This window comes from Streptomyces sp. AC558_RSS880, from assembly GCF_019049255.1.
GTDB lineage: Bacteria > Actinomycetota > Actinomycetes > Streptomycetales > Streptomycetaceae > Streptomyces.
In genome coordinates this window covers 557,466-580,772 of the sequence record NZ_JAGMUJ010000161.1, presented here as the reverse complement: position 1 = coordinate 580,772, position 23,307 = coordinate 557,466, and the positions used below count along the sequence as shown (strand labels likewise).

At 70.9% G+C, this 23,307-nt stretch carries 24 protein-coding genes; 20 read left to right on the top strand and 4 right to left on the bottom strand.

Annotated elements, in window-relative coordinates:
* Nucleotides 1-104 precede the first annotated feature (104 nt).
* The 10 genes from KUM38_RS38700 to KUM38_RS38655 all read left to right on the top strand — a co-directional run bounded on the left by KUM38_RS38700 (nucleotide 105) and on the right by KUM38_RS38655 (nucleotide 10,903).
* Nucleotides 105-773, top strand: coding sequence for an AAA family ATPase (locus tag KUM38_RS38700; RefSeq protein WP_217136818.1), 669 nt, complete (start codon nucleotides 105-107; stop codon nucleotides 771-773).
* A 53-nt stretch (nucleotides 774-826) separates the two neighbouring features.
* The gene (locus KUM38_RS38695; protein WP_217136817.1) at nucleotides 827-1,606 is read left to right on the top strand and encodes an enhanced serine sensitivity protein SseB; all 780 of its coding nucleotides are present in this window, start codon (nucleotides 827-829) and stop codon (nucleotides 1,604-1,606) included.
* 223 nt (nucleotides 1,607-1,829) lie between these two features.
* Complete coding sequence (locus KUM38_RS38690) at nucleotides 1,830-2,579, top strand: enhanced serine sensitivity protein SseB C-terminal domain-containing protein (RefSeq protein WP_217136858.1); 750 nt, start codon at nucleotides 1,830-1,832, stop codon at nucleotides 2,577-2,579.
* A gap of 421 nt (nucleotides 2,580-3,000) precedes the next feature.
* Nucleotides 3,001-4,674 (top strand): ABC transporter substrate-binding protein, encoded by a 1,674-nt coding sequence (locus KUM38_RS38685; protein WP_217136816.1) that lies wholly within the window; start codon nucleotides 3,001-3,003, stop codon nucleotides 4,672-4,674.
* A gap of 107 nt (nucleotides 4,675-4,781) precedes the next feature.
* On the top strand, nucleotides 4,782-5,786 hold the full coding sequence (locus tag KUM38_RS38680) for an ABC transporter permease (RefSeq protein WP_217136815.1): 1,005 nt from the start codon (nucleotides 4,782-4,784) through the stop codon (nucleotides 5,784-5,786).
* 1 nt (nucleotide 5,787) lies between these two features.
* Nucleotides 5,788-6,747: an ABC transporter permease gene (locus KUM38_RS38675; protein WP_217136814.1), complete on the top strand. Its 960-nt coding sequence runs from the start codon at nucleotides 5,788-5,790 to the stop codon at nucleotides 6,745-6,747.
* Between the two features lie 6 nt (nucleotides 6,748-6,753).
* Complete coding sequence (locus KUM38_RS38670) at nucleotides 6,754-7,755, top strand: ABC transporter ATP-binding protein (protein ID WP_217136813.1); 1,002 nt, start codon at nucleotides 6,754-6,756, stop codon at nucleotides 7,753-7,755.
* Nucleotides 7,752-9,194 (top strand): ABC transporter ATP-binding protein, encoded by a 1,443-nt coding sequence (locus KUM38_RS38665; RefSeq protein ID WP_217136812.1) that lies wholly within the window; start codon nucleotides 7,752-7,754, stop codon nucleotides 9,192-9,194. The genes KUM38_RS38670 and KUM38_RS38665 overlap by 4 nt, the downstream gene beginning before the upstream one ends.
* Before the next feature lie 135 nt (nucleotides 9,195-9,329).
* Nucleotides 9,330-9,986 (top strand): trimeric intracellular cation channel family protein, encoded by a 657-nt coding sequence (locus KUM38_RS38660; protein WP_217136811.1) that lies wholly within the window; start codon nucleotides 9,330-9,332, stop codon nucleotides 9,984-9,986.
* Between the two features lie 59 nt (nucleotides 9,987-10,045).
* Complete coding sequence (locus KUM38_RS38655) at nucleotides 10,046-10,903, top strand: thioesterase family protein (protein WP_217136810.1); 858 nt, start codon at nucleotides 10,046-10,048, stop codon at nucleotides 10,901-10,903.
* A 104-nt stretch (nucleotides 10,904-11,007) separates the two neighbouring features.
* On the opposite strand, the gene KUM38_RS38650 is transcribed toward KUM38_RS38655, so the two are convergent.
* Nucleotides 11,008-11,655, bottom strand: a complete 648-nt coding sequence (locus tag KUM38_RS38650) for a TetR family transcriptional regulator (RefSeq protein WP_217136809.1) — start codon at nucleotides 11,653-11,655, stop codon at nucleotides 11,008-11,010.
* Between the two features lie 112 nt (nucleotides 11,656-11,767).
* On the opposite strand from KUM38_RS38650, the gene KUM38_RS38645 reads away from it, so the two are divergent.
* From KUM38_RS38645 to KUM38_RS38630, 4 genes are all read left to right on the top strand, one after another.
* Nucleotides 11,768-11,935, top strand: coding sequence for a hypothetical protein (locus tag KUM38_RS38645; protein WP_217136808.1), 168 nt, complete (start codon nucleotides 11,768-11,770; stop codon nucleotides 11,933-11,935).
* 52 nt (nucleotides 11,936-11,987) lie between these two features.
* Nucleotides 11,988-12,254 (top strand): DUF4190 domain-containing protein, encoded by a 267-nt coding sequence (locus tag KUM38_RS38640; RefSeq protein ID WP_217136807.1) that lies wholly within the window; start codon nucleotides 11,988-11,990, stop codon nucleotides 12,252-12,254.
* Between the two features lie 69 nt (nucleotides 12,255-12,323).
* Nucleotides 12,324-13,493 (top strand): cysteine desulfurase family protein, encoded by a 1,170-nt coding sequence (locus KUM38_RS38635; RefSeq protein ID WP_217136806.1) that lies wholly within the window; start codon nucleotides 12,324-12,326, stop codon nucleotides 13,491-13,493.
* Between the two features lie 324 nt (nucleotides 13,494-13,817).
* The gene (locus tag KUM38_RS38630; RefSeq protein ID WP_217136805.1) at nucleotides 13,818-14,351 is read left to right on the top strand and encodes a Repetin; all 534 of its coding nucleotides are present in this window, start codon (nucleotides 13,818-13,820) and stop codon (nucleotides 14,349-14,351) included.
* A 189-nt stretch (nucleotides 14,352-14,540) separates the two neighbouring features.
* Here KUM38_RS38630 and KUM38_RS38625 read toward each other — a convergent pair whose 3' ends face one another.
* Nucleotides 14,541-15,260: an N-acetylmuramoyl-L-alanine amidase gene (locus KUM38_RS38625; RefSeq protein ID WP_217136804.1), complete on the bottom strand. Its 720-nt coding sequence runs from the start codon at nucleotides 15,258-15,260 to the stop codon at nucleotides 14,541-14,543.
* 59 nt (nucleotides 15,261-15,319) lie between these two features.
* On the opposite strand from KUM38_RS38625, the gene mnmA reads away from it, so the two are divergent.
* The gene (mnmA, locus tag KUM38_RS38620) at nucleotides 15,320-16,450 is read left to right on the top strand and encodes a tRNA 2-thiouridine(34) synthase MnmA (protein WP_217136803.1); all 1,131 of its coding nucleotides are present in this window, start codon (nucleotides 15,320-15,322) and stop codon (nucleotides 16,448-16,450) included.
* A gap of 27 nt (nucleotides 16,451-16,477) precedes the next feature.
* On the opposite strand, the gene KUM38_RS38615 is transcribed toward mnmA, so the two are convergent.
* Nucleotides 16,478-17,257 carry an alpha/beta fold hydrolase gene (locus KUM38_RS38615; protein WP_217136802.1) on the bottom strand — a complete coding sequence of 260 codons (780 nt, stop codon included), beginning with the start codon at nucleotides 17,255-17,257 and terminating at the stop codon, nucleotides 16,478-16,480.
* Nucleotides 17,258-17,337: 80 nt separating this feature from the next.
* Nucleotides 17,338-17,661 carry a DUF427 domain-containing protein gene (locus KUM38_RS38610; protein ID WP_217136801.1) on the bottom strand — a complete coding sequence of 108 codons (324 nt, stop codon included), beginning with the start codon at nucleotides 17,659-17,661 and terminating at the stop codon, nucleotides 17,338-17,340.
* 86 nt (nucleotides 17,662-17,747) lie between these two features.
* Between KUM38_RS38610 and KUM38_RS38605 the strand changes: the two genes are divergently transcribed.
* The 5 genes from KUM38_RS38605 to ligA all read left to right on the top strand — a co-directional run bounded on the left by KUM38_RS38605 (nucleotide 17,748) and on the right by ligA (nucleotide 23,131).
* Nucleotides 17,748-18,551, top strand: a complete 804-nt coding sequence (locus tag KUM38_RS38605; protein WP_217136800.1) for a class I SAM-dependent methyltransferase — start codon at nucleotides 17,748-17,750, stop codon at nucleotides 18,549-18,551.
* The gene (locus KUM38_RS38600; RefSeq protein ID WP_217136799.1) at nucleotides 18,548-19,087 is read left to right on the top strand and encodes a TIGR00730 family Rossman fold protein; all 540 of its coding nucleotides are present in this window, start codon (nucleotides 18,548-18,550) and stop codon (nucleotides 19,085-19,087) included. The genes KUM38_RS38605 and KUM38_RS38600 overlap by 4 nt, the downstream gene beginning before the upstream one ends.
* Before the next feature lie 18 nt (nucleotides 19,088-19,105).
* The gene (locus KUM38_RS38595) at nucleotides 19,106-19,804 is read left to right on the top strand and encodes an SDR family oxidoreductase (protein ID WP_217136798.1); all 699 of its coding nucleotides are present in this window, start codon (nucleotides 19,106-19,108) and stop codon (nucleotides 19,802-19,804) included.
* 109 nt (nucleotides 19,805-19,913) lie between these two features.
* Nucleotides 19,914-20,921, top strand: coding sequence for a methionine synthase (locus tag KUM38_RS38590; RefSeq protein ID WP_217136797.1), 1,008 nt, complete (start codon nucleotides 19,914-19,916; stop codon nucleotides 20,919-20,921).
* Between the two features lie 14 nt (nucleotides 20,922-20,935).
* A complete protein-coding gene (ligA, locus tag KUM38_RS38585; protein WP_217136796.1) occupies nucleotides 20,936-23,131 on the top strand; it encodes an NAD-dependent DNA ligase LigA in 2,196 nt (731 codons plus the stop codon).
* Nucleotides 23,132-23,307: the final 176 nt, after the last annotated feature.

Here is a 23,307-nt window from a genome sequence, read left to right as displayed (position 1 = left end):
CCTGTTTCGAGAAACGGACGGAAACGGCAGACTCCGGCATTACCTTCTCTTTACACTCGGCGGGGATCGGTACTCGTACCCGGCCCCAGGGGAGGACGATCACGGTGAACAGGACCACGGCGTGCGCCACCACCACGGGCGTCACGCTGCCCCAGCAGCCGGCCGCCCGGGCCCGGGGGGCCCGCGGCGCGCTGCCGGCGCCCGTCGTCCGCGATCTGCGCGCGCGGGCCGGCCGCAGCCCGCGCGCCCTGCTCTTCGGGCCCCGGGACCTCGTCGTGGTCACCGGGATGCCCGGCAGCGGCAAGTCCACGCTGATGCGGCGCACGGTGCGCGGCACCCGCGTCGACTCCCAGGACACCCGGGACCGCTGGGACCGCCGCATGCCGCGCCTGCTGCCGTACGCGGTGTACCGCCCGCTGGTCCGCCTCGCCCACTACGCCGGGCTGCGCCGCGTGCTGCGGACCGGAGGGCCGGTCGTCGTGCACGACTGCGGTACGCAGGCCTGGGTGCGCCGCTGGCTGGCCCGCGAGGCCCGCCGCCGGGGCGCGAGCCTGCACCTGCTGCTGCTCGACGTCACCCCGCAGCAGGCCCTGGCCGGCCAGCGCGAACGCGGGCGCGGCGTCTCGCGCTACGCGTTCCTGCGGCACCGCGCGGCGAGCGAGCGGCTGCTGCGCGCGGTGGAGCGGGGCGCACTGCCGGCGGGCTGCGGTTCGGCGGTCCTGATCGACCGGGACGCGGCGGACGCGCTGCACCGGGTCGGCTTCACGGGCTGACCGGATAGCCTTTCCAGCCACAGCAGTGGCTTCAGGCTTCAGGCGGTAGGCAGATGGACTTCCCGGCGGACTTCCCGGCACAGACACCCCCCCACCCGCACGGCGGATGGCCCGGCAACGAGCTGGAGGAGGTGCTCTCCGCCTCCCTGGGCGTCCCCTCGGCGGGCGGCAGGATCGTCGAGGTGCTGGGCCGCAGCTTCGTCTGGGTCCCGCTGCCGAACGGCGGCGGCCCGGACAGCGGCCCGCTGGACCTGCCCACCCTGGAGATCGACGGTCAGGCCTACGTCCCCGTCTTCAGCTCCGAGGAACAGTTCCGCCAGGTCGTCGGCCCCCACCTGTCGTACACGGTCGCGCCCGCCGTGGAGTTCGCCCGCGGCCTGCCGCCGCAGGCCGGGATCGCGGTGAACCCCGGAGGCGTGGTCGGCATCCCGCTGCCGCCGCCGGCCGTCGCCGAACTGTGCCGGGCCGGACGCACCCTGCTGGACGGCCCGGCCGCCGGCGGCCGGGTCCGGCTGTTCCAGCCCGACTGGCAGGACGACCCGCTGGACTTCCTCGCCGCCGCCTCGGCGGAGTTCGACTCTATCGGCGTGGTGACCACCGCCCGCCGCTGCCTCGCCGCGATCGAGACGGCCGACCCGGTCCTCTTCATCGGCGTGGAGCTCTCCCAGTGGGAGGGCGACGCCCGCACCCTCCCCCTGAACGCCCTGGGCCGGGCCCTCGGCCGGACCCCCGCCCCCTGGCCGGTCAACCTCATCGTCCTGGACATCGCCCAGGACCCGGTCGGTGACTGGCTCCGTACCAAGGTCCGCCCCTTCTACGAACGCCGGCAGTGACACCCAGGGGCGCGGGGCCGTGTCGCTGTGCGGCTCCGCCGCGTGGGCGCGAACGACCACGACGGACCCGCCCGCGGTGCCGCGGTCCCGGGCCCTTCCGCGCTCGCCGCGCAGCAGCCCGCCGCACGGCGTCGGCTTAAGCTAGGTTCATCCGCTGGCGAGGTTGTACGGAGGGGCGATACAAGTGAGCGCTGGCACCGCGGCGGCCGGGCAGGTCGAGCACATGCTGCGCCAGGTGACGCCCGGGCGTTACGACGCGTACGAGGCGTTGCTGCGCGCTCTCGCGACCCCCGCATCCGGCCAGGTCTGGATGCTGCTCTGGCACGGCCAGGCCGGATCCCCGGACGCCCAGTACGGAAACATGGAGGTCGACGGCCTCGGCTACGCGCCCTGCGTCACCTCCGCCCAGGAGCTGTCCGCCAGCGGCTGGAACCGGTCGTACGAGGTGGTCGACGGCCTCGAGGTGGCCCGCGCGCTCTACCCCGACCACTACGGGCTCTGGCTCAATCCGCACGCCCCCGGCGGCGGCGTCGGCATCCCCTGGCTGGACCTGCGCCGGATCGCCGGCGGCCTGGACCGCCAGCCCGCCGGACCGCTGCGGCTGTCCGAACCGGCCATCGAGATCCCGCAGTTCTACGCCCTGCTCGCGCAGAACGCCCACCGCACCCCGGCCGTCCGCTCCCTGCGCCGCGCCTGGGTGCAGCCCGCGCTGGGCGCCCCGTACCTCGCCATCGGCCTGGACGTGTACGACGCCTCCCCGCCCGCCGTGGACGCCGTACGCGCGATGATGCGGCAGTCCCTCGGCGCGGTCCCGGACGGGCTGCCCGTGTCGACCGTCGCGATGTCCGACGAGCACGACCCGGTCGCGATGTGGCTGCGCGCCAACTCCCGCCCGTTCTACGACCGCGAGGCCCACGGCGCCGTGGCGCCCCCCGCCACGGCCTACGGCTACCCGCCCGCGCACCGGGGCTGACCGGCCCGCGCACCAGGGTTGACCGGCCCGGACGCCGACGTGCTGACGGGGCGTCACCGTCCACGGAGTGGACAGGCACGCGGGCCGGAACCGGCACGTCCGCTCGGCCCGTCGCGTACCGCTGCTTTCGCGCCAGATTTTCGGCCATGCGCGCTTAGCGACAGCCTGTTGACCGCCTGTCACCTGCGGTTTCACCCGTTCTTCACGCCGTCCGGCGTCACCTGGGCAACCGCCGGAAAGGCACTTCTGTGTCCGGCGGGTTAAATCCTGACGGGGGGACGCCTGAACCGTCCCTTATGTCAACTGTTCAGATCTCAGGTAGGTATCACCGCTATCCGGACTGTTCCTGACACCCTTCGATCGTCTGTAGTGTTCGGCCGGTCAAGATGCATCCACATAGCGGACCCGGAGTGGCCCCAGTATGCGCATATTCAAGTCCCGAGCCGCTCGGGCGATCACGGCCGCGGTGGCGGTCGGTCTGATCGCCACGGGCTGCTCCAGCGAACGGGACGCTGACAACGAAAGCGGCGGCGGCAAGAAGGACACCTTCGTGTTCGCCGGCGCAGGTGACCCGGGTTCCCTGGACCCTGCCCTCGCGAGCGACGGTGAAACCTTCCGTGTGACGCGTCAGGCGTTCGAGGCCCTGCTCGAGCACGAGTCCGGCGGCACCAAGCTGGTCGGTGGCCTCGCCGAGACCTGGTCGAGCAACGACAAGGGCACGGTCTGGACCTTCAACCTCCGCAAGGGCGTGAAGTTCCACGACGGCGAGGCGTTCAACGCCGCGGCGGTCTGCGCCAACTACGACCACTGGTTCAACTGGACGGGCACCTACCAGTCCAGCGCGGTCTCCTACTACTGGCAGACCATCATGGGCGGCTTCGCGAAGAACGAGGACAAGGAGACGCCCGAGGCGAACTACAAGTCCTGCACCGCGAAGGACGAGAACACCGCCGTCATCGAGGTCAAGAAGCCCTCCGCCAACCTCCCCGGCGGCTTCTCCCTCCAGGCCCTGGCGATCCACTCGCCGAAGGCCCTCAAGGAGTACGCGAAGGAGGAGGCGACCGCCAAGGGCGACGCCATCACGTACCCCAAGTACAGCCAGGAGGCCGGCACGGTCGCCGGTACCGGCCCGTACAAGATCACGAAGTGGAACAAGGGCAACAAGGAAGTCACCCTTGAGCGCTTCGACGACTACTGGGGCGACAAGGCCAAGATCAAGAACCTGGTCTTCCGCACCATCGACACCGAAGAGGGCCGCCGCCAGGCGCTCCAGGCCGGTGACATCGACGGCTACGACCTCGTCGCCCCGGCCGACGTCAAGACCCTCGAGGACGAGGGCTACGTCGTCCCGACCCGTGGCGTCTTCAACCTCTTCTACGTGGGCATGAGCCAGGGGGCCAACAAGGCCCTCAAGAAGAAGGAAGTCCGCCAGGCGATCGCGCAGGCGATCGACAAGGAGAACCTGGTCAAGACCCAGCTGCCCGAGGGCGGCAAGGTCGCCGACCAGTTCATGCCGGACACCATCGCGGGCTACTCCAAGAACGTCAAGAAGTACCCGTACGACACCGCGGCGGCCAAGTCGCTCCTCAAGAAGGCCGGTGAGGAGAAGCTCAAGGTCGAGTTCTGCTACCCGACCGAGGTCACCCGCCCGTACATGCCTGCCCCGCAGGATCTGTTCGAGCTGATGAAGGCCGACCTGGAGAAGGCCGGCATCACCGTCACGCCGAAGGCCATGAAGTGGGCCCCGGACTACATCGACGCCACCGAGGCGGGCTCCTGCGACCTGCACATGCTCGGCTGGACCGGTGACTTCAACGACGGCTTCAACTTCATCGGCACCTGGTTCGCCGGGTACGACAAGCAGTGGGGCTTCAAGGACAAGAAGGTCTTCGACGCCGTGAACGCCGGCTCGAAGCTGGGCAAGGCCGAGGAGCGCGTCGCCGCGTACGAGAAGGCCAACGAGGCCATCATGGAGTACCTCCCGGGTGTTCCGGTCTCGTCCTCCCCGCCGGCCATCGCCTTCGCCAAGAACGTGAACCCGCCGAACGTCTCCCCGCTGACGCAGGAAGTCTTCGCCGAGACGTCCTTCAAGTAGGCGAGCAGCGGTAGGAAACCAAAACGGGGGGTCCGCCCGGTCGTCGCAACTCGGCGGCCGGGCGGGTCCATTCATGTAAGACATCACGCAAGAAAGGGGCATGCGGGGTGCTGCGTCTCGTCGTACGAAGACTGCTCCAGCTCATACCCACGCTGCTCGGCCTGTCGGTTCTGCTCTTCCTGTGGCTCGACCGTCTGCCCGGTGGACCCGCCTCAGCGATCCTGGGGGAGAAGGCCACCGAGGCCGAAGTGGCGCGCATCAACCGCGCGCTCGGGCTGGATCAGCCCGTCTACGTCCAGTACTGGCGTTTCCTGAAGCGCATCGCCGAACTCGACCTGGGCACCTCCACCCAGACCGGACAGCCGGTGTGGGACGAGTTCGTCCTGCGCTTCCCCGCGACCGTGGAGCTGTCCCTCCTCGCGATCCTCATCGCCGTGGTCGTCGGCGTCCCGCTCGGCTACTTCGCGGCCCGCAACCGCGGCGGCTGGCTCGACGTCAGCGCGGTCTCCGGATCGCTCGTCGGCATCTGTATCCCGGTCTTCTTCCTGGCTCTGATCCTCAAGGGCATCTTCGCCGTCGAACTCGGTGTCTTCCCCAGCTACGGACGCCAGGACACCGGCATCAACGCCACGGACGTGACCGGTTTCGCCGTCCTGGACGGCATCCTCACCGGGGAGTTCGACGCCTCCTGGGACGCGATCATGCACCTGATCCTGCCCTCCATCGCCCTGGCCTCCATCCCGCTCGCCGTGATCGTGCGCATGACCCGCGCCAGCGTTCTCGAAGTGCAGGACGAGGACTACGTCCGCACCGCCGAGGCCAAGGGCCTCAAGCGGAGCGTCATCCGGAGCCGGCACGTGCTGCGCAACGCGATGCTCCCCGTGGTGACCGCGGTCGGCCTGCTCACGGGCTCCCTGCTGTCCGGCGCGGTCCTGACCGAGTCCGTCTTCTCCTTCGGAGGCATCGGCTCCTTCATCCGGACCGCGATCGACGGCCGCGACTACCCCGTGCTCGTCGGTTTCATCATGTTCATCGCGCTGATATACGTCCTGATCAACTTGCTGGTGGACCTGGCGTACAGCCTCATCGACCCGAGAGTGCGGGTGCACTGACATGAGTGTCGCCACCAAGACCGACAAGATCCAGCGCCTCGCGGAACTGGCCGCGACCAAGGAGACCAGCACCGGCGCCAGCCTGTGGCGGGAGGCGTTCCGACGCCTCAAGCGCAGCAAGATGGCGATCATCGGCGCGGTCGTCATCGCCCTCTTCATCGTCCTCGCGATCGTCGGGCCCTACATCGCCCCGTTCTCCCCGACCGCCCAGACCTGGCGGAACGAGGTCTTCCCCAACCGCGGCGAGTTCGTCGGCATGCGCGGCGAGAACTGGTTCGGGCTCGACCACCTCGGCCGGGACATGTTCTCCCGCATGCTGGTCGGCGCCCGCCAGACGCTGCTCGTCGGCGTCGTCGCCACGCTGATCGGCCTGATCATCGGCTTCCTGATCGGCGGCCTCGCCGGCGCCTTCGCCACCCTCGGCGGCGACACCGGCAGGCGCATCGACTCCGTCGTCATGCGCTTCATCGACATCATGCTGGCGATGCCCTCGCTGCTGCTGGCCGTGTCCATCGCCGCGGTCATGGGTCAGTCACTGACCACCGTGATGATCGCCGTGGGTGTCGTCCAGATCCCGGTGTTCGCCCGGTTGCTGCGCGGTTCCATGCTGGCCCAGGGCAGTGCGGACTACGTGCTCGCCGCCAAGTCCCTCGGTGTGCGCAAGCGGCGCATCGTCCTCTCGCAGATCATCCCCAACTCGCTCAGCCCGGTGATCGTGCAGGCCACGCTCTCCCTGGCCACCGCGATCATCGAGGCCGCCGCCCTGTCCTACCTGGGCCTCGGCAACCCCGACCCGGCCATCCCCGAGTGGGGCGTCATGCTCACCCAGGCGCAGCGGTTCTTCGACAACGCGCCGATGATGGCGGTCTACCCCGCCGTCGGCATCATCATCACCGCCCTCGGCTTCACCCTCCTCGGCGAGGCCATGCGGGAAGCCCTCGACCCGAAGCTGAGGGGCTGAACCACCATGTCTCTGCTCAATGTCGACGAACTGACCATCACCTTCGGCGGTCGCGGCCGCAAGGAGTCCCGGGCGGTCGACGGCGTCTCCTTCGAGGTCGACCAGGGCCAGGTCGTGGGCCTGGTCGGCGAGTCCGGCTGCGGAAAGTCCGTCACCTCCCTGGCCCTGATGGGCCTGCTCCCGAGCAAGGGCGTCACCATCGGCGGCCGTGCCGAGTTCGACGGCACGGACCTGTTCACGATGAGCCCGTCCGCCCGCCGCGACCTGCGCGGCAGCGAAATGGCGATGATCTTCCAGGACCCGCTGTCCTCGCTCAACCCGGTCGTGCCGGTCGGCGTGCAGGTCACCGAGATCCTGGAGCGCCACCGCGGACTGAAGGGCGAGGCCGCCCGCAAGGAGGCCGCCCACCTGCTGGACCGGGTCGGCATCCCCGACCCGACCCGGCGCCTCAAGGAGTACCCGCACCAGCTCTCCGGCGGTATGCGCCAGCGCGCGCTGATCGCCATGGCGGTGGCCTGCGCCCCGCGCATGCTCATCGCCGACGAGCCCACCACGGCCCTCGACGTGACGATCCAGGCGCAGATCCTGGAACTGCTCAAGGAACTGGTGGACCAGGAGGGCACCGCCCTGCTGATGATCACCCACGACCTCGGCGTGGTCGCCGGCCTCTGCGACCAGGTCAACGTGCTCTACGCGGGCAAGACCGTGGAGTCCGCCGGGCGCCGCGAGCTGTTCGGCCACCCGACCCACCCCTACGCGCACGGACTGCTGGGCTCCATCCCGCGTCTGGACGCCCCCCGGGGCGAACCCCTCAAGCCCATCCGTGGCTCCATCAACGACCGCATCGCCTGGGCCGACGGCTGCGCCTTCGCGCCCCGCTGCGACCGGTACGAGATGGGCTGCCTGACCGGCACCCCGCAGCTCACCGAGCCGCGCGCGGCCGGCCACCAGGTGCGGTGCGTCAACCCCGTACTCGACGACGCGAAGGCCGAGGAGGTCACCGCATGAGCCTGCTCGAACTGGACGGCGTCAAGGTCCATTTCCCCATCAAGAAGGGCGTCTTCGTCGACCGCACGGTCGGCCACGTCTACGCCGTGGACGGGGTGTCCCTGAAGGTCGAGGCCGGCGAGACCTACGGCCTGGTCGGCGAGTCCGGCTGCGGCAAGACCACCCTCGGGCGGTCGGTGCTGCGGCTGGTGGACATCACCGAGGGGTCCGTCGTCCTCGACGGCACCGACCTGGCGAAGCTGCCCGGCGAGGAGATGCGCCGCTTCCGGCGCCGGCTCCAGATGGTCTTCCAGGACCCGCTGGGCTCGCTCAACCCCCGGCAGAACATCGAGTCGATCCTGTCCGAGGGCATGATCGCCCACGGCATCGGCAAGGACCAGGAGGAGCGCAGGGAGAAGATCAAGTCGATCCTGGACAAGGTCGGCCTGCCCTCCAACGCGCTCTCCCGCTACCCGCACGAGTTCTCCGGCGGTCAGCGCCAGCGCATCGGCATCGCCCGCGCCCTCGTCCTCGAACCCGACGTGATCATCTGCGACGAGCCGGTCTCCGCGCTCGACGTGTCGGTCCAGGCCCAGGTCATCAACCTGCTGGACGAGCTCCAGGAGGAACTCGGCCTGACCTACGTGGTGATCGCCCACGACCTCGCCGTGGTCCGGCACATCTCCGACACGATCGGCGTGATGTACCTGGGCTCGCTGGTCGAGGAGGCGCCGAGCGACGCGCTGTACGCCGAGCCGAAGCACCCGTACACCAAGGCCCTGATGTCGGCCGTGCCGGTGCCGGACCCGGAGGTGGAGGACAAGCGCGAGCGCATCCTGCTCACCGGCGACCTGCCCTCCCCGGCCAACCCGCCCAGCGGCTGCCGCTTCCACACGCGCTGCCCCTGGGCCCAGGCCGAGCGGTGCGCGACCGAGCGGCCGGAGCTGCGGGACGTCGGCGGCGGCCACCGGGTGGCCTGCCACTTCGCCGACGAGATCGCGGCCGGGACGCTGAAGCGGACCACGGGCGAGATCGTGTCGGCGACCCGCGAGGGCGTGGACGACAACCCCGCGTCCGAGGAGCCCGGCACCCCGGCGGTACCGGAGCAGCCCGGACCGCCGAAGCTGGAGACCGTCCCGGAGCAGGAGAACACGCCTGAGCCGACGGAGAAGGCGGAGGAGGCGGAGGAGGCCGAGAGCGCCGAGAAGGCCGAAAGCGCCGAGGAGGTCGCGACCGCCGACAAGGCCGAGAGCGCGGAGAAGGCCGACGAGGCCGAGGCCGCCGACAAGGCCGAAAGCGCCGAGGAGGTCGCGACCGCCGACAAGGCCGAGAGCGCCGAGAAGGCGGAGAAGGTCAAGAGCGCGGAGAAGGCCGACAAGACCGAGGCCGCCGACAAGGCCGAAAGCGCTGAGAAGGTCGAGGCCACCGACGAAGCCGAGGCCGCCGACAAGGCCGTATAGACGACGGCCGCGGTCCACTGCCGGGCCTTCGCCCGCTTCCGGGACATCGCCCGACGGAGTCATGGACAGCAAGTACACACAACCCCCCGCCTTGGTTTGCAAGGCGGGGGGTTGTCATTGGGTAAGAATGTAAGGGTGCTCCAGCAACTGTTCAGTCCGTCCGTCCTGCATACGCTCGACCTGATCGGCATCTTCGTCTTCGCGATCTCCGGCGCCCTGCTGGCCGTCCGCAAGAACTTCGACGTCTTCGGCATCGCCGTACTCGCCGAGGTCACCGCGCTCGGCGGCGGACTCTTCCGCGACCTGGTCATCGGCGCCGTGCCGCCCGCCGCCTTCACGGACCTGGGGTACTTCGTCACCCCGCTGCTCGCCACGGCCCTGGTGTTCTTCCTCCACCCGCACGTGGAGCGCATCCAGACCGGCGTCAACGTCTTCGACGCGGCCGGCCTCGGCCTGTTCTGCGTCGTCGGCACGACCAAGGCGTACGACTACGGCCTCGGCCTGACCGCCTCCGCCTGCCTGGGCCTGGCCACCGCGGTCGGCGGCGGTGTGCTGCGGGACGTGCTCGCCAACGAGGTGCCGTCGCTGCTGCGCTGGGACCGCGACCTGTACGCCGTCCCCGCCGTCGTCGGCGCCGCCCTGACCGCGTTGTGCATCCGCTACGACGTGCTGAACGCGGGTACCAGCAGCCTCGCCGTGGTCACGGCCTTCGTGCTGCGGCTGCTCGCGATGCGCTACCACTGGCGGGCTCCTCGCGCGTGGCACCGCCGTTCGACGGTCCAGGAGGAGTAGTCCCCCGGGACGCACGGACAAAGCTACCGCTTAGTATTGTCTTCTTGTACTGTTCAGCCATGCCAGAAGCAGCCTCCGTCCAGTCCACCCGGGCCACCATCGGCGCCAGTGAGTTCGACCGCGACACCGCGGTCACCCCGCGCGCGCCCGGCGTCTACGACATCGACCTCTCCGCCGGTTGGACGATCATCAACGCCGTCAACGGCGGTTATCTGCTGGCCGTCCTGGGCCGCGCGCTCGCGGACGCCCTGCCGCACTCCGACCCGTTCACCATCTCCGCGCACTACCTGACCGCCTCCCGGCCGGGACCGGCGGTCGTCCGCACCGAGACCGTGCGCACCGGACGGACCCTGTCGACCGGTCAGGCCTCCCTGTTCCAGCTCGACGAGCAGGGCCGCGAGGTGGAGCGCATCCGCGTCCTCGCCTCCTACGGCGATCTGGACTCCCTCCCCGACGACGTCCGTACGACGGCCGAGCCGCCCGCGATACCGCCGATGGAGCAGTGCTTCGGCCCGGAGGACGGCCCCACCCCGGTCGACGGCAGCTCCGCCATCACCGAGCGCCTGATGCTCAAGCTCGACCCCTCGACCCTGGGGTGGGCGCTCGGGCAGCCGTCCGGCAAGGGGGAGATGCGGGCCTGGTTCGGTCTCGCCGATGGCCGGGACCCCGACCCGTTCGCGCTGCTCCTCGCGGTGGACGCCCTGCCCCCGACCGCCTTCGAGCTGGGCCTGACCGGCTGGGTCCCGACGGTGGAGCTGACCGTCCACGTCCGCTGCCGCCCCGCCCCGGGCCCCCTGCGGGTCTCGATCACCACCCGCAACCTCGCCGGCGGCTTCCTGGAGGAGGACGCCGAGGTCTGGGACAGCACCGACCGCCTGGTGGCCCAGTCCCGCCAACTGGCCCGAGCCCGTCTCTGAGCCGGCCCGGCGAGAATCAGCCCCTCCGGCGTTTGAGGAGCGGGAGTCCGGGGGCAGCGCCCTCGGGTAGGGGGCGGGTGGGGGCGGCGGAGGCGAAAAAACCCTCACCCCTCCCCACCCGCCCCGCCGTCCAGCCAGTGCGCACGCCCGATACCGATCAGCCGCAGCCGACGCGTCGCCATCCGGAACGCCCGCTCCCGCGCCCCCGCCCCACTCCCCGGCGCCTCCAGGAACAGCGAAGCGGTGACGAGCATCTGGTCCACGTACAGCTGCGCCAGCATCATCAGGTCTTCCTCGCCCCACCCCGCGGACACCGGATCCTCCGCCAGCGCCTCCCCGACCTCCACGGCGAACAGCGCCAGCTGATCCCGTATCGCCTCCCGCACCGACCGCACCCCACCGTGCCGCTCCCGGGCGATGAACCGCACATGCGCCGGATACGCGTCGACATGACCGGCGATCAACTCGATGGCGCGCTCGATACGTTCCTCACCGTCACCGGTCGTGGACACGATCGTCCGGATCATCGGGTGCAGACTGCCCAAAGCCTCCTCGACCAGCGCCACCCCCAGATCCTCGACGGAACGGAAGTGCCGGTAGAAGGCGGTCGGCGCCACCCCCACCGCACGGGTGACCTCACGCAGCCCCAGGCTGCTCAGGCTCTGCTCCTCGAGCAGTGCCAGCGCCGCGTCGAGCAGCGCCCGCCGTGTCTTCTGTTTCTGGGCCTGCCGGACGCCGAGGGTGTGACTCATGCCATGCAGTTAACAACTGTTCTCCGGCATGGGGAAGTCATGACCCGCGCTAGGCTGGGAACTCAGTGAACAACTGTAACTACAACCGTTCACCGACCTGGGGGATCCACTCATGTTGTTCCTCGTCGCCGCGCTGATGCTGCTGGGCGTCGCCCTGGGTACCGTCGCCCACGCCCCGCTCTCCTTCTCCGTCGCCGCGGGGGTCGTCATCGCCGTATGGCTCGGCGCCTTCGCCCTGCGCGAGCGCCACGGCCGGGGCCGTGGCGGTTCGGCGCACTGACCCGCACGAGGCCGTTCGAACCCCGTCCCTCCGACCGTGGGAGCCGATCATCATGCATCTGACCGCACCGGCCGCCGGACGCACCGGTCTCCGTGACGCCGACGGCATGGCCGTCGCGTCCTTCGTCCTGGGTCTGCTGGGCCTGCTCGTCCTCAACGTCTTCCTCGGCCCGGTTGCCGTCGTGTTGGCGGCCGTGGCGCTGTGGCGGGGCACGACCCGACGTGGCCGCGCCTTCCTGGGGCTCGGACTGGGCGTCGCCGACCTCCTCGTCCTCGTCGCGTTCATGCAGGCGGACAACACGATCTCGTGGAGCTTCTGAGCGGGTGCCGCATCCTGGCCGACCGTGATCCGTGGCCGGTGCACGGGGCCCCGTAGAATCGGCCCCACCATGGCTTACCTCGACCACGCCGCGACCACCCCGATGCTTCCCGAGGCAGTCGAGGCACTCGCCGCGCACCTGGGCGTCACCGGCAACGCCTCCTCCCTCCACGCGGCCGGCCGCCGCGCCCGGCGCACCGTCGAGGAGGCCCGCGAGACCCTCGCCGAGGCCCTCGGTGCCCGGCCCAGCGAGATCGTGTTCACCTCCGGCGGGACCGAGGCCGACAACCTCGCCGTGAAGGGGCTCTACTGGTCCCGCCGCGACGCGGACCCGGCCCGCACCCGGGTCCTCGCCAGCCCCGTCGAGCACCACGCCGTCCTCGACGCCGTCCACTGGCTCGCCGAGCACGAGGGCGCCACCGTCGAGTACCTGCCGGTCGACTCCCACGGCCGGGTCCACCCGGACACCCTGCGCGAGGCCATCGCCCGCAATCCCGACGACGTCGCCCTCGCCACGGTCATGTGGGCCAACAACGAGATCGGGACGATCCTGCCGGTCCGCGAACTCGCCGAGACCGCCGCCGAGTTCGGCGTGCCGCTGCACTCCGACGCGGTCCAGGCCTTCGGGCAGGTCCCGGTGGACTTCGCCGCGTCGGGGCTCGCCGCGATGACCGTGTCCGGCCACAAGATCGGCGGTCCGTACGGCATCGGCGCGCTGCTCCTGGGCCGCGAGCACACGCCCGTGCCCGTCCTGCACGGCGGCGGCCAGGAACGCCATGTCCGCTCCGGCACCCTCGACGTCCCCGCCATCGCCTCCTTCGCGACGGCCGGGCGGCTCGCCGCCGAGCAGCAGGAATGGTTCGCCCGCGAGATCGGGAGGCTGCGCGACGACCTGGTCGCCGCGGTCCGCGAGGCCGTGCCGGACGCGATCCTGGGCGGCGACCCCGCCCTCGGGGGGCGCCTTCCGGCCAACGCGCACTTCACCTTCCCCGGCTGCGAGGGCGACTCCCTGCTGCTCCTCCTGGACGCCCAGGGCATCGAGTGCTCCACCGGTTCCGCCTGCACCGCCGGCGTCGCCCAGCCCAGCCACGTCCTCCTGGCCACCGGCACCGATCCCGACCTGGCCCGCGGCACCCTCCGCTTCTCCCTGGGGCACACCTCCACGGAGGCCGACGTGGAGGCCGTGGCCAAGGCCATCGGCCCGGCGGTGGAACGGGCCCGCGCGGCGGGACTGACCTAGACCAGTGATTCCTGACGGTGTCAGTGGTCGTATGCGATCAGGGATCGCATGACCGGCCGTCCGGTCGTGTGGCCGTGCCTGATCGCCGGGGCCGGGGCGAGGGCCCGCTTCAGATGCTACGGTCCGGCCGGCTCAGCCGGACAACGGCAGCCGTTGCGATCCGGTGCGCGACCTCGGTCGTACGCGCGGGTACCTCTGGAGGCGCAGGCCGCGGACATCCTCCCACCCTGAGACGGACGCCCGATGCCGCCTCGGGCGTGACGTGGCAGGAGCGCGGAGCCGGGAGAGTGGGAGCCGTCCGATCATCCCACCGAAAGGACCGGCATGAACCGCCGTACGAAGACTGCCGTGCTTGGTGCCACGCTCCTGCTCACCGCCGCGGCGGCGGGATCCGCCGTCGCGTCCGGTGACGACCGACGGGAAGCCGCCGCCCTCACCGGTACCGCGAAGCTGGACCGGTTGGCCGGGGGCGAGATCACGTTCTCCTTCGACGCGCATCTGGCGGCGAAGGACACCGACAATCCGCTCGAGGCGACGGGGACCTTCGAGTGGAGCCACTACACCGATGGCCACGGCGCCTGGGTGAAGGCGAAGGTCAACTGCCTTGTCACCGGTGGCAAGGTGGCCGTCGTCTCCGGCGTCATCACCGACTCGGACCTGCCCGGCGCCAAGGGGAAGCAGGTCGGCATCACCGTCCATGACCTCGGCCGCCACGACCGGCTCGGCTACAGCTGGGCCGCGACCGGCACCCCCGTGGAGACCGGCGACATGCCCAAGTGCGTGAGCTCGGCACCCTTCGAGAAGGTCGAGCAGGGTACGGGCGACTACACGGTCGTCCCCTGGCAGCCGAAGTTCTAGACGAGTCGTCCTGGACGCCGACGGTGCGTCCGGGAACCCGGACAGGGCGTCCCGGAGGGATCTGTGACGAATGACCTGGACGCCCTGCTCACCGCGCTTTGCGTGCAGAGCGACGACGGGATCCGGCACGACCACAAGAGCCGGACGGCCGGTCATGCGATCCCTGATCGCATACGACCACCGACACCGTCAGGAATCACTCGTCCGGCCCGCCGTGGCCGACGGGGAGCCGGAGGGGCCGGTGTCCGCCTGCGTCGTACGGGCCCGGCGGACCAGCTTCATGTAGCGGTCCCAGTCCCAGTGCGGGCCCGGGTCCGTGTGGTCCGTGCCCGGCACCTCGACGTGGCCGATGATGTGCTCCCGGTCGACCGGTATGTCGTAGCGGGCGCATATCCGTGCCGTCAGGCGGGCCGACGCCTCGTACATCTCGTCCGTGAAGTCCTCGGGGCGGTCCACGAAGCCCGCGTGCTCGATGCCGACACTGCGCTCGTTGTAGTCGCGGTTGCCCGCGTGGTACGCCACGTCCAGCTCGCGGATCATCTGGGTGACACGGCCGTCCTGGCCCACGATGTAGTGCGAGGCGGCCTTGTGCTCCGGGTTCTTGAACGCCTGCACCGCGCTGTCGAAGCTGCCCTGGGTGACGTGGACGATGACCATGTCGACGCCGAAGTCGTCCGGCCGGTCCGCGCGGCGCCAGTTGGCGTCCGAGGCCGCCACCCAGCGGGCGCCCGCGTAGTCGACCACGCCCTGCTCGCGCGGCTTCTCGACCCCGGGTATGCGCCACCACAGCCGCGCCAGCTCGTCGCGTGCCAGCACCGCCGTACCCGCCGCGGCCGCCACCCCGCCCACGATCAGGGCCCGCCGCCCGATGCGCCGGTCCCCGTCCTCGGATGCTCTTCTTGCCGCCATGTGATCGAGAACGCATATTCGGCGGCCCTGGTTCCCGAGCCCCGTACCCTGGAGGGGTTATGACTGACACCTCGCAGCGCTCCCGCCCCCTCCGCGTCCTGGCCGCCATGTCCGGCGGAGTCGACTCCGCCGTCGCCGCCGCCCGCGCGGTCGAAGCGGGCCACGACGTGACCGGCGTCCACCTCGCGCTCTCCGCGAACCCGCAGTCGTTCCGTACCGGCGCGCGGGGCTGCTGCACCATCGAGGACTCGCGCGACGCCCGCCGCGCCGCCGACGTCATCGGCATCCCGTTCTACGTGTGGGACCTCGCCGACCGCTTCCGCGAGGACGTCGTCGAGGACTTCGTCGCCGAGTACGAGGCCGGCCGCACCCCCAACCCCTGCCTGCGCTGCAACGAGAAGATCAAGTTCGCCGCCCTGCTGGACAAGGCGCTCGCCCTCGGCTTCGACGCGGTCTGCACCGGCCACTACGCCCAGGTGATCCTGCGCGAGGACGGTACCCGCGAACTGCACCGCGCCTCCGACATGGCCAAGGACCAGAGCTACGTCCTCGGCGTGCTCGACGACCGTCAGCTCGCCCACGCGATGTTCCCCCTCGGCGACACGGTCACCACCAAGGAGGAGATCCGCGCGGAGGCCGAGCGCAGGGGACTGGCCGTCGCCAAGAAGCCCGACTCGCACGACATCTGCTTCATCGCCGACGGCGACACCCAGGGCTTCCTCGCGAACCGCCTCGGCAGGGCCGAGGGCGACATCGTCGACGAGTCCGGCACCAAGGTCGGCAGCCACGAGGGCGCGTACGGCTTCACCATCGGCCAGCGCAAGGGCCTGCGGATCGGCACCCCCGCCCCCGACGGCAAGCCCCGCTACGTCCTCGACATCTCCCCGGTGACCAACACGGTCACCGTCGGTCCCGCGGCCGCCCTCGACGTCACCGCCCTCACCGCGGTCAAGCCCCGCTGGTGCGGCGCCGCCCCCACCGGTCCCGGCACCTACACCGCCCAGCTGCGCGCCCACGGCGGCGAGACCGAGGTGACGGCGGAACTCGTCGACGGCGACCTGCGCGTGCGCTTCACCGAGCCCGTCCGCGGCGTGGCCCCCGGCCAGGCGGTCGTCCTGTACGACGGCACCCGCGTGGTCGGCTCGGCGACGATCGCCTCGACCGTGCGGGCGACGGCCGGCGTGGCCTGAAGGCGCTCCTGAGGGTCCGGCGGGGGCTCACCGCGTGAAGAACTCCGCCAGGACCGGGGCCAGGACGTCCGGTTCGACCATATGGGTCTGGCCCTCCAGGGTGCGGTACGTGCCCCGGGGGACGGACTCCGCGATCGCCCGCGCGGCCTCGCGCATCCACGCCGGGCTCGCGTCGCCCGCGATCGACAGCACCGGCACCCGGATCGACGCCAGCAGCTCGCGCGGGACGCTCCCGTCGCCCATCACGGCGTCGTCGTACGCGAGGCTCGGCGCGATGGACTCCATGCCGGCCCACATCGGTGACTGCCGCGCACCCCGGATGACCTCCTCGCCCAGGCCGGTCAGCCGCAGGAAGAGCTCCACCGCGTCCCCGCGCCGCCCCTCGGCGAGCGCCGCCGTCAGCCGCTCGGTGTAGCGCGCCCGCTCCCCGAGGTCCTCCTCGGACATCGCGTACGGCGTCTCGTACACGGCGACGTGGTGCACCGGCAGTCCGCTCGCCGCCGCCCTGAGCGCCAGCGCGCCGCCCGAGGAGACGCCGTACAGCGCGGCCTCGCCGCCCACCGCCCCGATCAGCGCCGCCAGGTCCTCGACCTCGCGCTCCACCGCGTACGGCGCCGTGTCCCCGCTGCCGCCCCGGCCCCGGCGGTCGTACACGACCACCCGGAACCGCTCCGAGAGGGGCGCCGCCAGCGGGGCCACCGTGCCGCCCGTCGACATCGCGCCGCTGACGAGAACGATCGTGGCACCCCGCCCGGCGCTCTCGTACGCCAGGGAGGTGCCGTCACGCGAAGAGATGTTCTTGTCCATGTCACGCCAGACTGCCGCACGGGGCGGCATTCATCGGTGAGGCGGGCGGCGCGTTCGCCCATCACAACCCGTTTACGTGATCAGCCGACTTCCACCTCGTAGAAGCAGAGGTGGTCCTTGATCTGCGCGACGTCCGGCTTCGGCTCCGGGTACGCCCAGGCCAGGTCCGCCGCGTCCGGCAGCGACCAGTAGGAGGCGGTGCCCTTGAAGGGGCAGCGCGTGTGCGTCTCGGAGGGCGTCAGCAGGTCCAGCCGTACGTCCGCCGGCGGGATGTAGTACCGGTCCGGACAGCCCGTCTCCTTCAGCAGCAGTGCCCCGTCGCTCTCCGCCAGCACCTGCCCGCCGTGCACCACGCGCACGTGCCGGTCACTGGCCTCGATGGTGATGCGATGGCCTGTGGTCACGATCGTCCCTCCTCGGGTGGCCGACTCCGTGAGTACAGCGCACGCTGAAGCGGACTTCTTCCCGAGGAGGAACCGCAGGAGGACCCATGGGAGCCAAGGACACCGGCCGGAACCGCGGCACCCTCGCCCACCGGGCCCGCTACGCCCTGCGCCATCCGGGGCGCGTCCCCGCCCACGCGCGGCGCGCGCTGCGCGACACCTGGCTGCGGCTGCGCAACCGCGACCACATCGCCTACTACCGCGCGGTGATGGCCTCCGACACGGCCCGCGGCGCCGAGGCGGCGGTCGGCCACAACCCCTCGCGCGAGCAGTGGGCGCGCATCGGCCGGATGCAGTTCGACTACCTGCTGCGGCACGGCCTGGAGCCGCACCACCGGATGCTGGAGATCGGCTGCGGCAACCTCCGCGCGGGACGCCTGTTCATCGACCACCTGGAACCCGGCCACTACTACGGCATCGACATCTCGCCGCACATCCTGCTCGCCGCCCAGGACACCCTCGTGCGCGACGGACTCCAGGCCAGGATGCCGTACCTCACCCTCGCGGACGACCTCACCTTCGCCTTCCTGCCCGACGGGCACTTCGACGTCGTCCACGCGCACAGCGTCTTCTCGCACTCGCCCCGGCACGTCATCGAGGAGTGCTTCGCGCACGTCGGGAGGGTGCTGGCGCCCGGCGGGTTCTTCGACTTCACCTTCGACCGCACGGAGGGCGAGGAGCACCAGGTGCTGCACGAGGACTTCTACTACCGGACGGAGACGCTCGTGGACCTGGCCGCCGGGTACGGTCTGTCGGCCCGGTTCATGGACGACTGGGAGGAGCTGCCGCACCGGCAGTCGAAGATGCGGCTGACCGCGATGTCCGACCGGGCCCGTACTGTGGGTCCGTGAACATCTGCGTCTTTCTCTCCGCCGCCGACCTCGACGAACGCTACACACGCCCCGCGCGGGAGTTCGCGCGGCTGCTCGGCAAGGGCGGGCACACGCTGGTGTGGGGCGGTTCGGACGTCGGCCTGATGAAGGTGGTCGCCGACGGTGTGGAGGAGGCGGGCGGCCGGCTCCTCGGCGTCTCCGTGGAGTTCCTCGCGGCGAAGGCCCGGGCCGGCGTCGACGAGATGGTGATCGCGCGTGACCTCGCCGAGCGCAAGCGACTGCTGCTGGAGAAGGCCGACGCGGTGGTCATCATGGTCGGCGGCACCGGCACCCTCGACGAGGCGACCGAGATCCTGGAGCTGAAGAAGCACGGGCACACCGAGAAGCCGGTGGTGCTGCTCAACACCGAGGGCTTCTACGACGGCCTCAAGGAGCAGTTCCGCCGCATGGAGGACGAGGGCTTCCTGCCCCGCCCGCTGACCGACCTGGTGTTCTTCGCCGAGGAGCCGGTGGGCGCGCTGGCCCACCTGGAGGAGAGCCTGGGCGTGGAGTGACCGCGCGGTGATGCGAGCATGGCGGGCATGGCTACACATGTGATCACCGGAGCGGGCTCCGGCATCGGCGCGGCCGTCGCCCGCCGTCTGCACGCGCGCGGCGACGAACTCGTCCTGCACGCGCGCGACGCGGGCCGGGCGAAGGAACTGGCGGCCCGGTTCCCCGGCGCCCGCACCCTCGTCGGCGACCTGGCGGACCCGGACAAGCTCTCCTGGGCCTTCTCCCACCAGTCGCTCCCGGACCGGGTGGACTCCCTCCTGCACATCGCCGGCGTGGTCGACCTCGGCCCGGTCGGCGAGCTGACCCCGAAGACCTGGCGGCACCAGCTCAACGTCAACCTGATCGCCCCCGCCGAGCTGACCCGTCACTTCCTGCCCCAGCTCCGCGCGAGCCGGGGCCACGTGATCTTCGTCAACTCCGGCGCCGGCCTGGCCGCCCACGCCGACTGGTCCGCGTACGCCGCCTCCAAGCACGGTCTGAAGGCCCTCGCGGACTCCCTGCGCCACGAGGAGCACGCGGGCGGCGTCCGCGTCACCTCGGTCTACCCCGGCCGCACGGCCAGTCCGATGCAGGCCAAGGTCCACCAGCAGGAGGGCAAGGAGTACGACCCCGCGCGGTGGATCGACCCCGAGTCGGTCGCCACGACGATCATCACGGCCCTGGACCTGCCGAGGGACGCGGAGATCAACGACCTCACCGTACGACCGGGCCGGTGACGAACAGCCCCTCTGGGGGAGTTTGAGGAGCCGGGGGTCCGGGGGCAGCGCCCCCGGGTACGGGACGGGTAGGGGCGGCGGGGGCGGAAAACCTCCGTACGCTCTACGGGTGAGCGAAAACAGCCAGTTCAGCCTCGGCCCCGCCACCGGCATCGGCTCCATGCCGGGCGGGGACGCCCGAGAGGCCGCCAGAACAGTCACCGGCAGCTTCGAGACCTTCCCGCACCTCCCCGAGCTCCCCGCCCGCGGCCCCGGCGCGGACATGATCGGCCGCACCGCGGGCATGCTCGTGGAGCTGTACGCCCGCGTGGAGCCCAGCGGCTGGCGCATCGGCGACCGCCCGGGCCGCGACACCAAGCGCGCCCGCTCCTGGCTCGGTGAGGACCTCGACGCGCTGGAGGAGTTCACCCAGGAGTATCAGGGGCCCCTGAAGGTCCAGGCGGTCGGCCCGTGGACGCTCGCCGCCGCCCTGGAGCTGAAGAACGGAGAGGCCGCCCTCTCCGACCTCGGCGCCTGCCGCGACCTCGCCGCCTCCCTCGCCGAGGGACTGCGCCTCCACCTCGCCGAGGTGCGGCGGCGCGTACCCGGCGCACAGCTCGTCCTGCAGCTCGACGAGCCCTCCCTCACCGCCGTACTGCGCGGACAGGTGAGGAGCGCCAGCGGCTACCGCACCCACCGCGCGGTGGACCGGCAGATCGTCGAGGCCACGCTGCGGGACGTCGTCGGGGTGCACGACGACGGGCCCGTCGTGGTCCACTCGTGCGCACCGGACGTCCCGTTCGCCCTGCTGCGCCGGGCGGGCGCGGCGGCGATCTCCTTCGACTTCTCCCTCCTCACCGAGCGTGACGACGAAACGATCGGGGAAGCGGTGGAGAGCGGGACCCGGCTGTTCGCCGGCGTCGTTCCGGGCACGGACGGCCCGTTGTCGGACCCTGGCGGTAGCGTCATGGGTGTCAGGACGCTCTGGCGCAGGCTGGGGCTGCGGCCGGGACTCCTCCCGGAGGCGGTCACGCTCACTCCGGCGTGCGGACTCGCGGGGGCTTCCCCGGAGTACGCGCGCAGGGCCCTCGCCCAGTGCGTCCGGGCGGCGAGATCCCTCGCGGACAACCCAGAGTGACGGGAGGACACACGGTGGCCGGCGACAAGCAAGCGGAGACGACGAGCGTGCCCGCCGAGGCACGGGAGAAGCACGCCAGGCTCGCTGAGCAGATCGAGGAGCACCGCTTCCGGTACTACGTGAACGACGCCCCCGTCATCAGCGACGCCGACTTCGACCGGCTGCTGCGCGAACTGGAGGCGCTGGAGGAGGAGCACCCCGAGCTGCGCACCCCCGACTCGCCGACCCAGAAGGTCGCCGGGGCGTACGAGACGGAGTTCACCTCCGTCGAGCACCGCTCACGCATGCTCTCCCTCGACAACACGTTCAACGACGACGACCTCGCCGCCTGGGTGGAGCGCATCCACCGGGAACTGGGCACGCAGAAGTACCACTTCCTGTGCGAGCTGAAGGTCGACGGCCTCGCCGTCAACCTCACCTACGAGAAGGGCCGGCTCGTCCGCGCGGCGACCCGCGGCGACGGCCGCACCGGCGAGGACATCACGCCCAACGTGCGCACCATCGCCGAGATCCCGGACCGGCTGAAGGGCGACGAGGTTCCGGATCTGGTGGAGATCCGGGGCGAGGTCTACTTCCCGATGGAGAAGTTCCAGGAGCTCAACGCGCGGCTGAACGCGGCCGGCGACAAGCCCTTCGCCAACCCGCGCAACGCGGCGGCCGGTTCGCTGCGCCAGAAGGACCCCCGAGTCACCGCCTCCCGCCCGCTGCACATGGTGGTCCACGGCATCGGCGTCCTGGAGGGGTTCAAGGGCATGACCCGCCTGTCCCAGGGCTACGACCTGCTCAAGACCTGGGGTCTGCCGACCTCCGAGCACAACAAGGTGGTCGACGACCTCGCCGGCGTACGGGAGTTCATCGCCCACTACGGCGAGAACCGGCACTCCGTGGCGCACGAGATCGACGGGGTCGTCGTCAAGCTCGACGAGATCTCCCTGCAGGGCCGTCTCGGCACCACCTCGCGCGCCCCGCGCTGGGCCATCGCGTACAAGTACGCGCCCGAGGAGGTCAACACCAAGCTGGTCGACATCCGTGTGGGTGTGGGCCGTACGGGCAGGGTCACGCCGTACGCCCAGGTCGAACCGGTCACGGTGGCCGGGTCCGAGGTCGAGTTCGCCACGCTGCACAACCAGGACGTGGTCAAGGCCAAGGGTGTCCTCATCGGCGACACGGTGGTGCTGCGCAAGGCCGGTGACGTCATCCCCGAGATCCTCGGCCCGGTCGCCGACCTGCGGGACGGCAGCGAGCGCGAGTTCGTGATGCCGGCCGAGTGCCCGGAGTGCGGTACGCCGCTGAAGGCGATGAAGGAGGGCGACGTCGACCTGCGCTGCCCCAACGCCCGTACGTGTCCGGCCCAGTTGCGGGAGCGGCTGTTCTACCTCGCCGGGCGCAAGGCGCTGGACATCGAGCACTTCGGCTATGTCGCCGCGGCGGCGCTGACCAGGCCGCTGGAGCCGGAGGACCCGCCGCTGCGGGACGAGGGCGACCTGTTCGACCTCACCATCGAGCAGTTGCTGCCCATCAAGGCGTACGTCCTCGACCAGGACAGCGGGCTGCCCAAGCGGGACCCGAAGACCGGCGAGGAGAAGGTCGCCACCGTCTTCGCCAACCAGGAGGGCGAGCCGAGGAAGAACGCGGTCGCGATGCTGGCGAACATCGCGGCGGCTAAGGAGCGTCCGCTGGCGCGCGTGCTGACCAGTCTGTCGATCCGTCACGTCGGCCCGGTCGCGGCGGAGGCGCTGGCCCGTGAGTTCCGCTCCGTCGACCGCATCGAGCAGGCCACCGAGAAGGAGCTGGCGGAGACCGCGGGGGTCGGCGGCATCATCGCCGCCTCCGTGAAGGAGTGGTTCGCCGAGGACTGGCACCGGGAGATCATCCGCAAGTGGAAGGCGGCCGGTGTCCGTATGGAGGACGAGGGGGCCGGGGAGGACGAGGGGCCCCGCCCGCTGGAAGGGCTCACCGTCGTGGTGACCGGAACGCTGGAGAACTTCACCCGGGACGGCGCGAAGGAGGCGCTGCAGGGTCAGGGGGCGAAGGTGACCGGATCCGTCTCCAAGAAGACGTCGTTCGTGGTCGTGGGTGACAATCCCGGTACGAAATACGACAAGGCGATGCAACTCAAGGTGCCGGTTCTGAACGAGGACGGATTCACCGTCCTCCTCGAACAAGGCCCGGAGGCCGCGGCGGACGTCGCTCTTTCGGCCGAGGAGTAGCGGTTGAAGACCACCCGATCGGCGCATACCAGATGCATACGGGTGGCTGGGGCGCATTCGGGCAACCGTCGGCGACCGGTGCCCGTACAGGCCCTGTGCGGCCTACTGTTGAGATGTGCGCCTGCCGTGCCCAGCTGCGGTCGGGGCAACCCCGTACTCGCGAGGGGTCCGGGGTA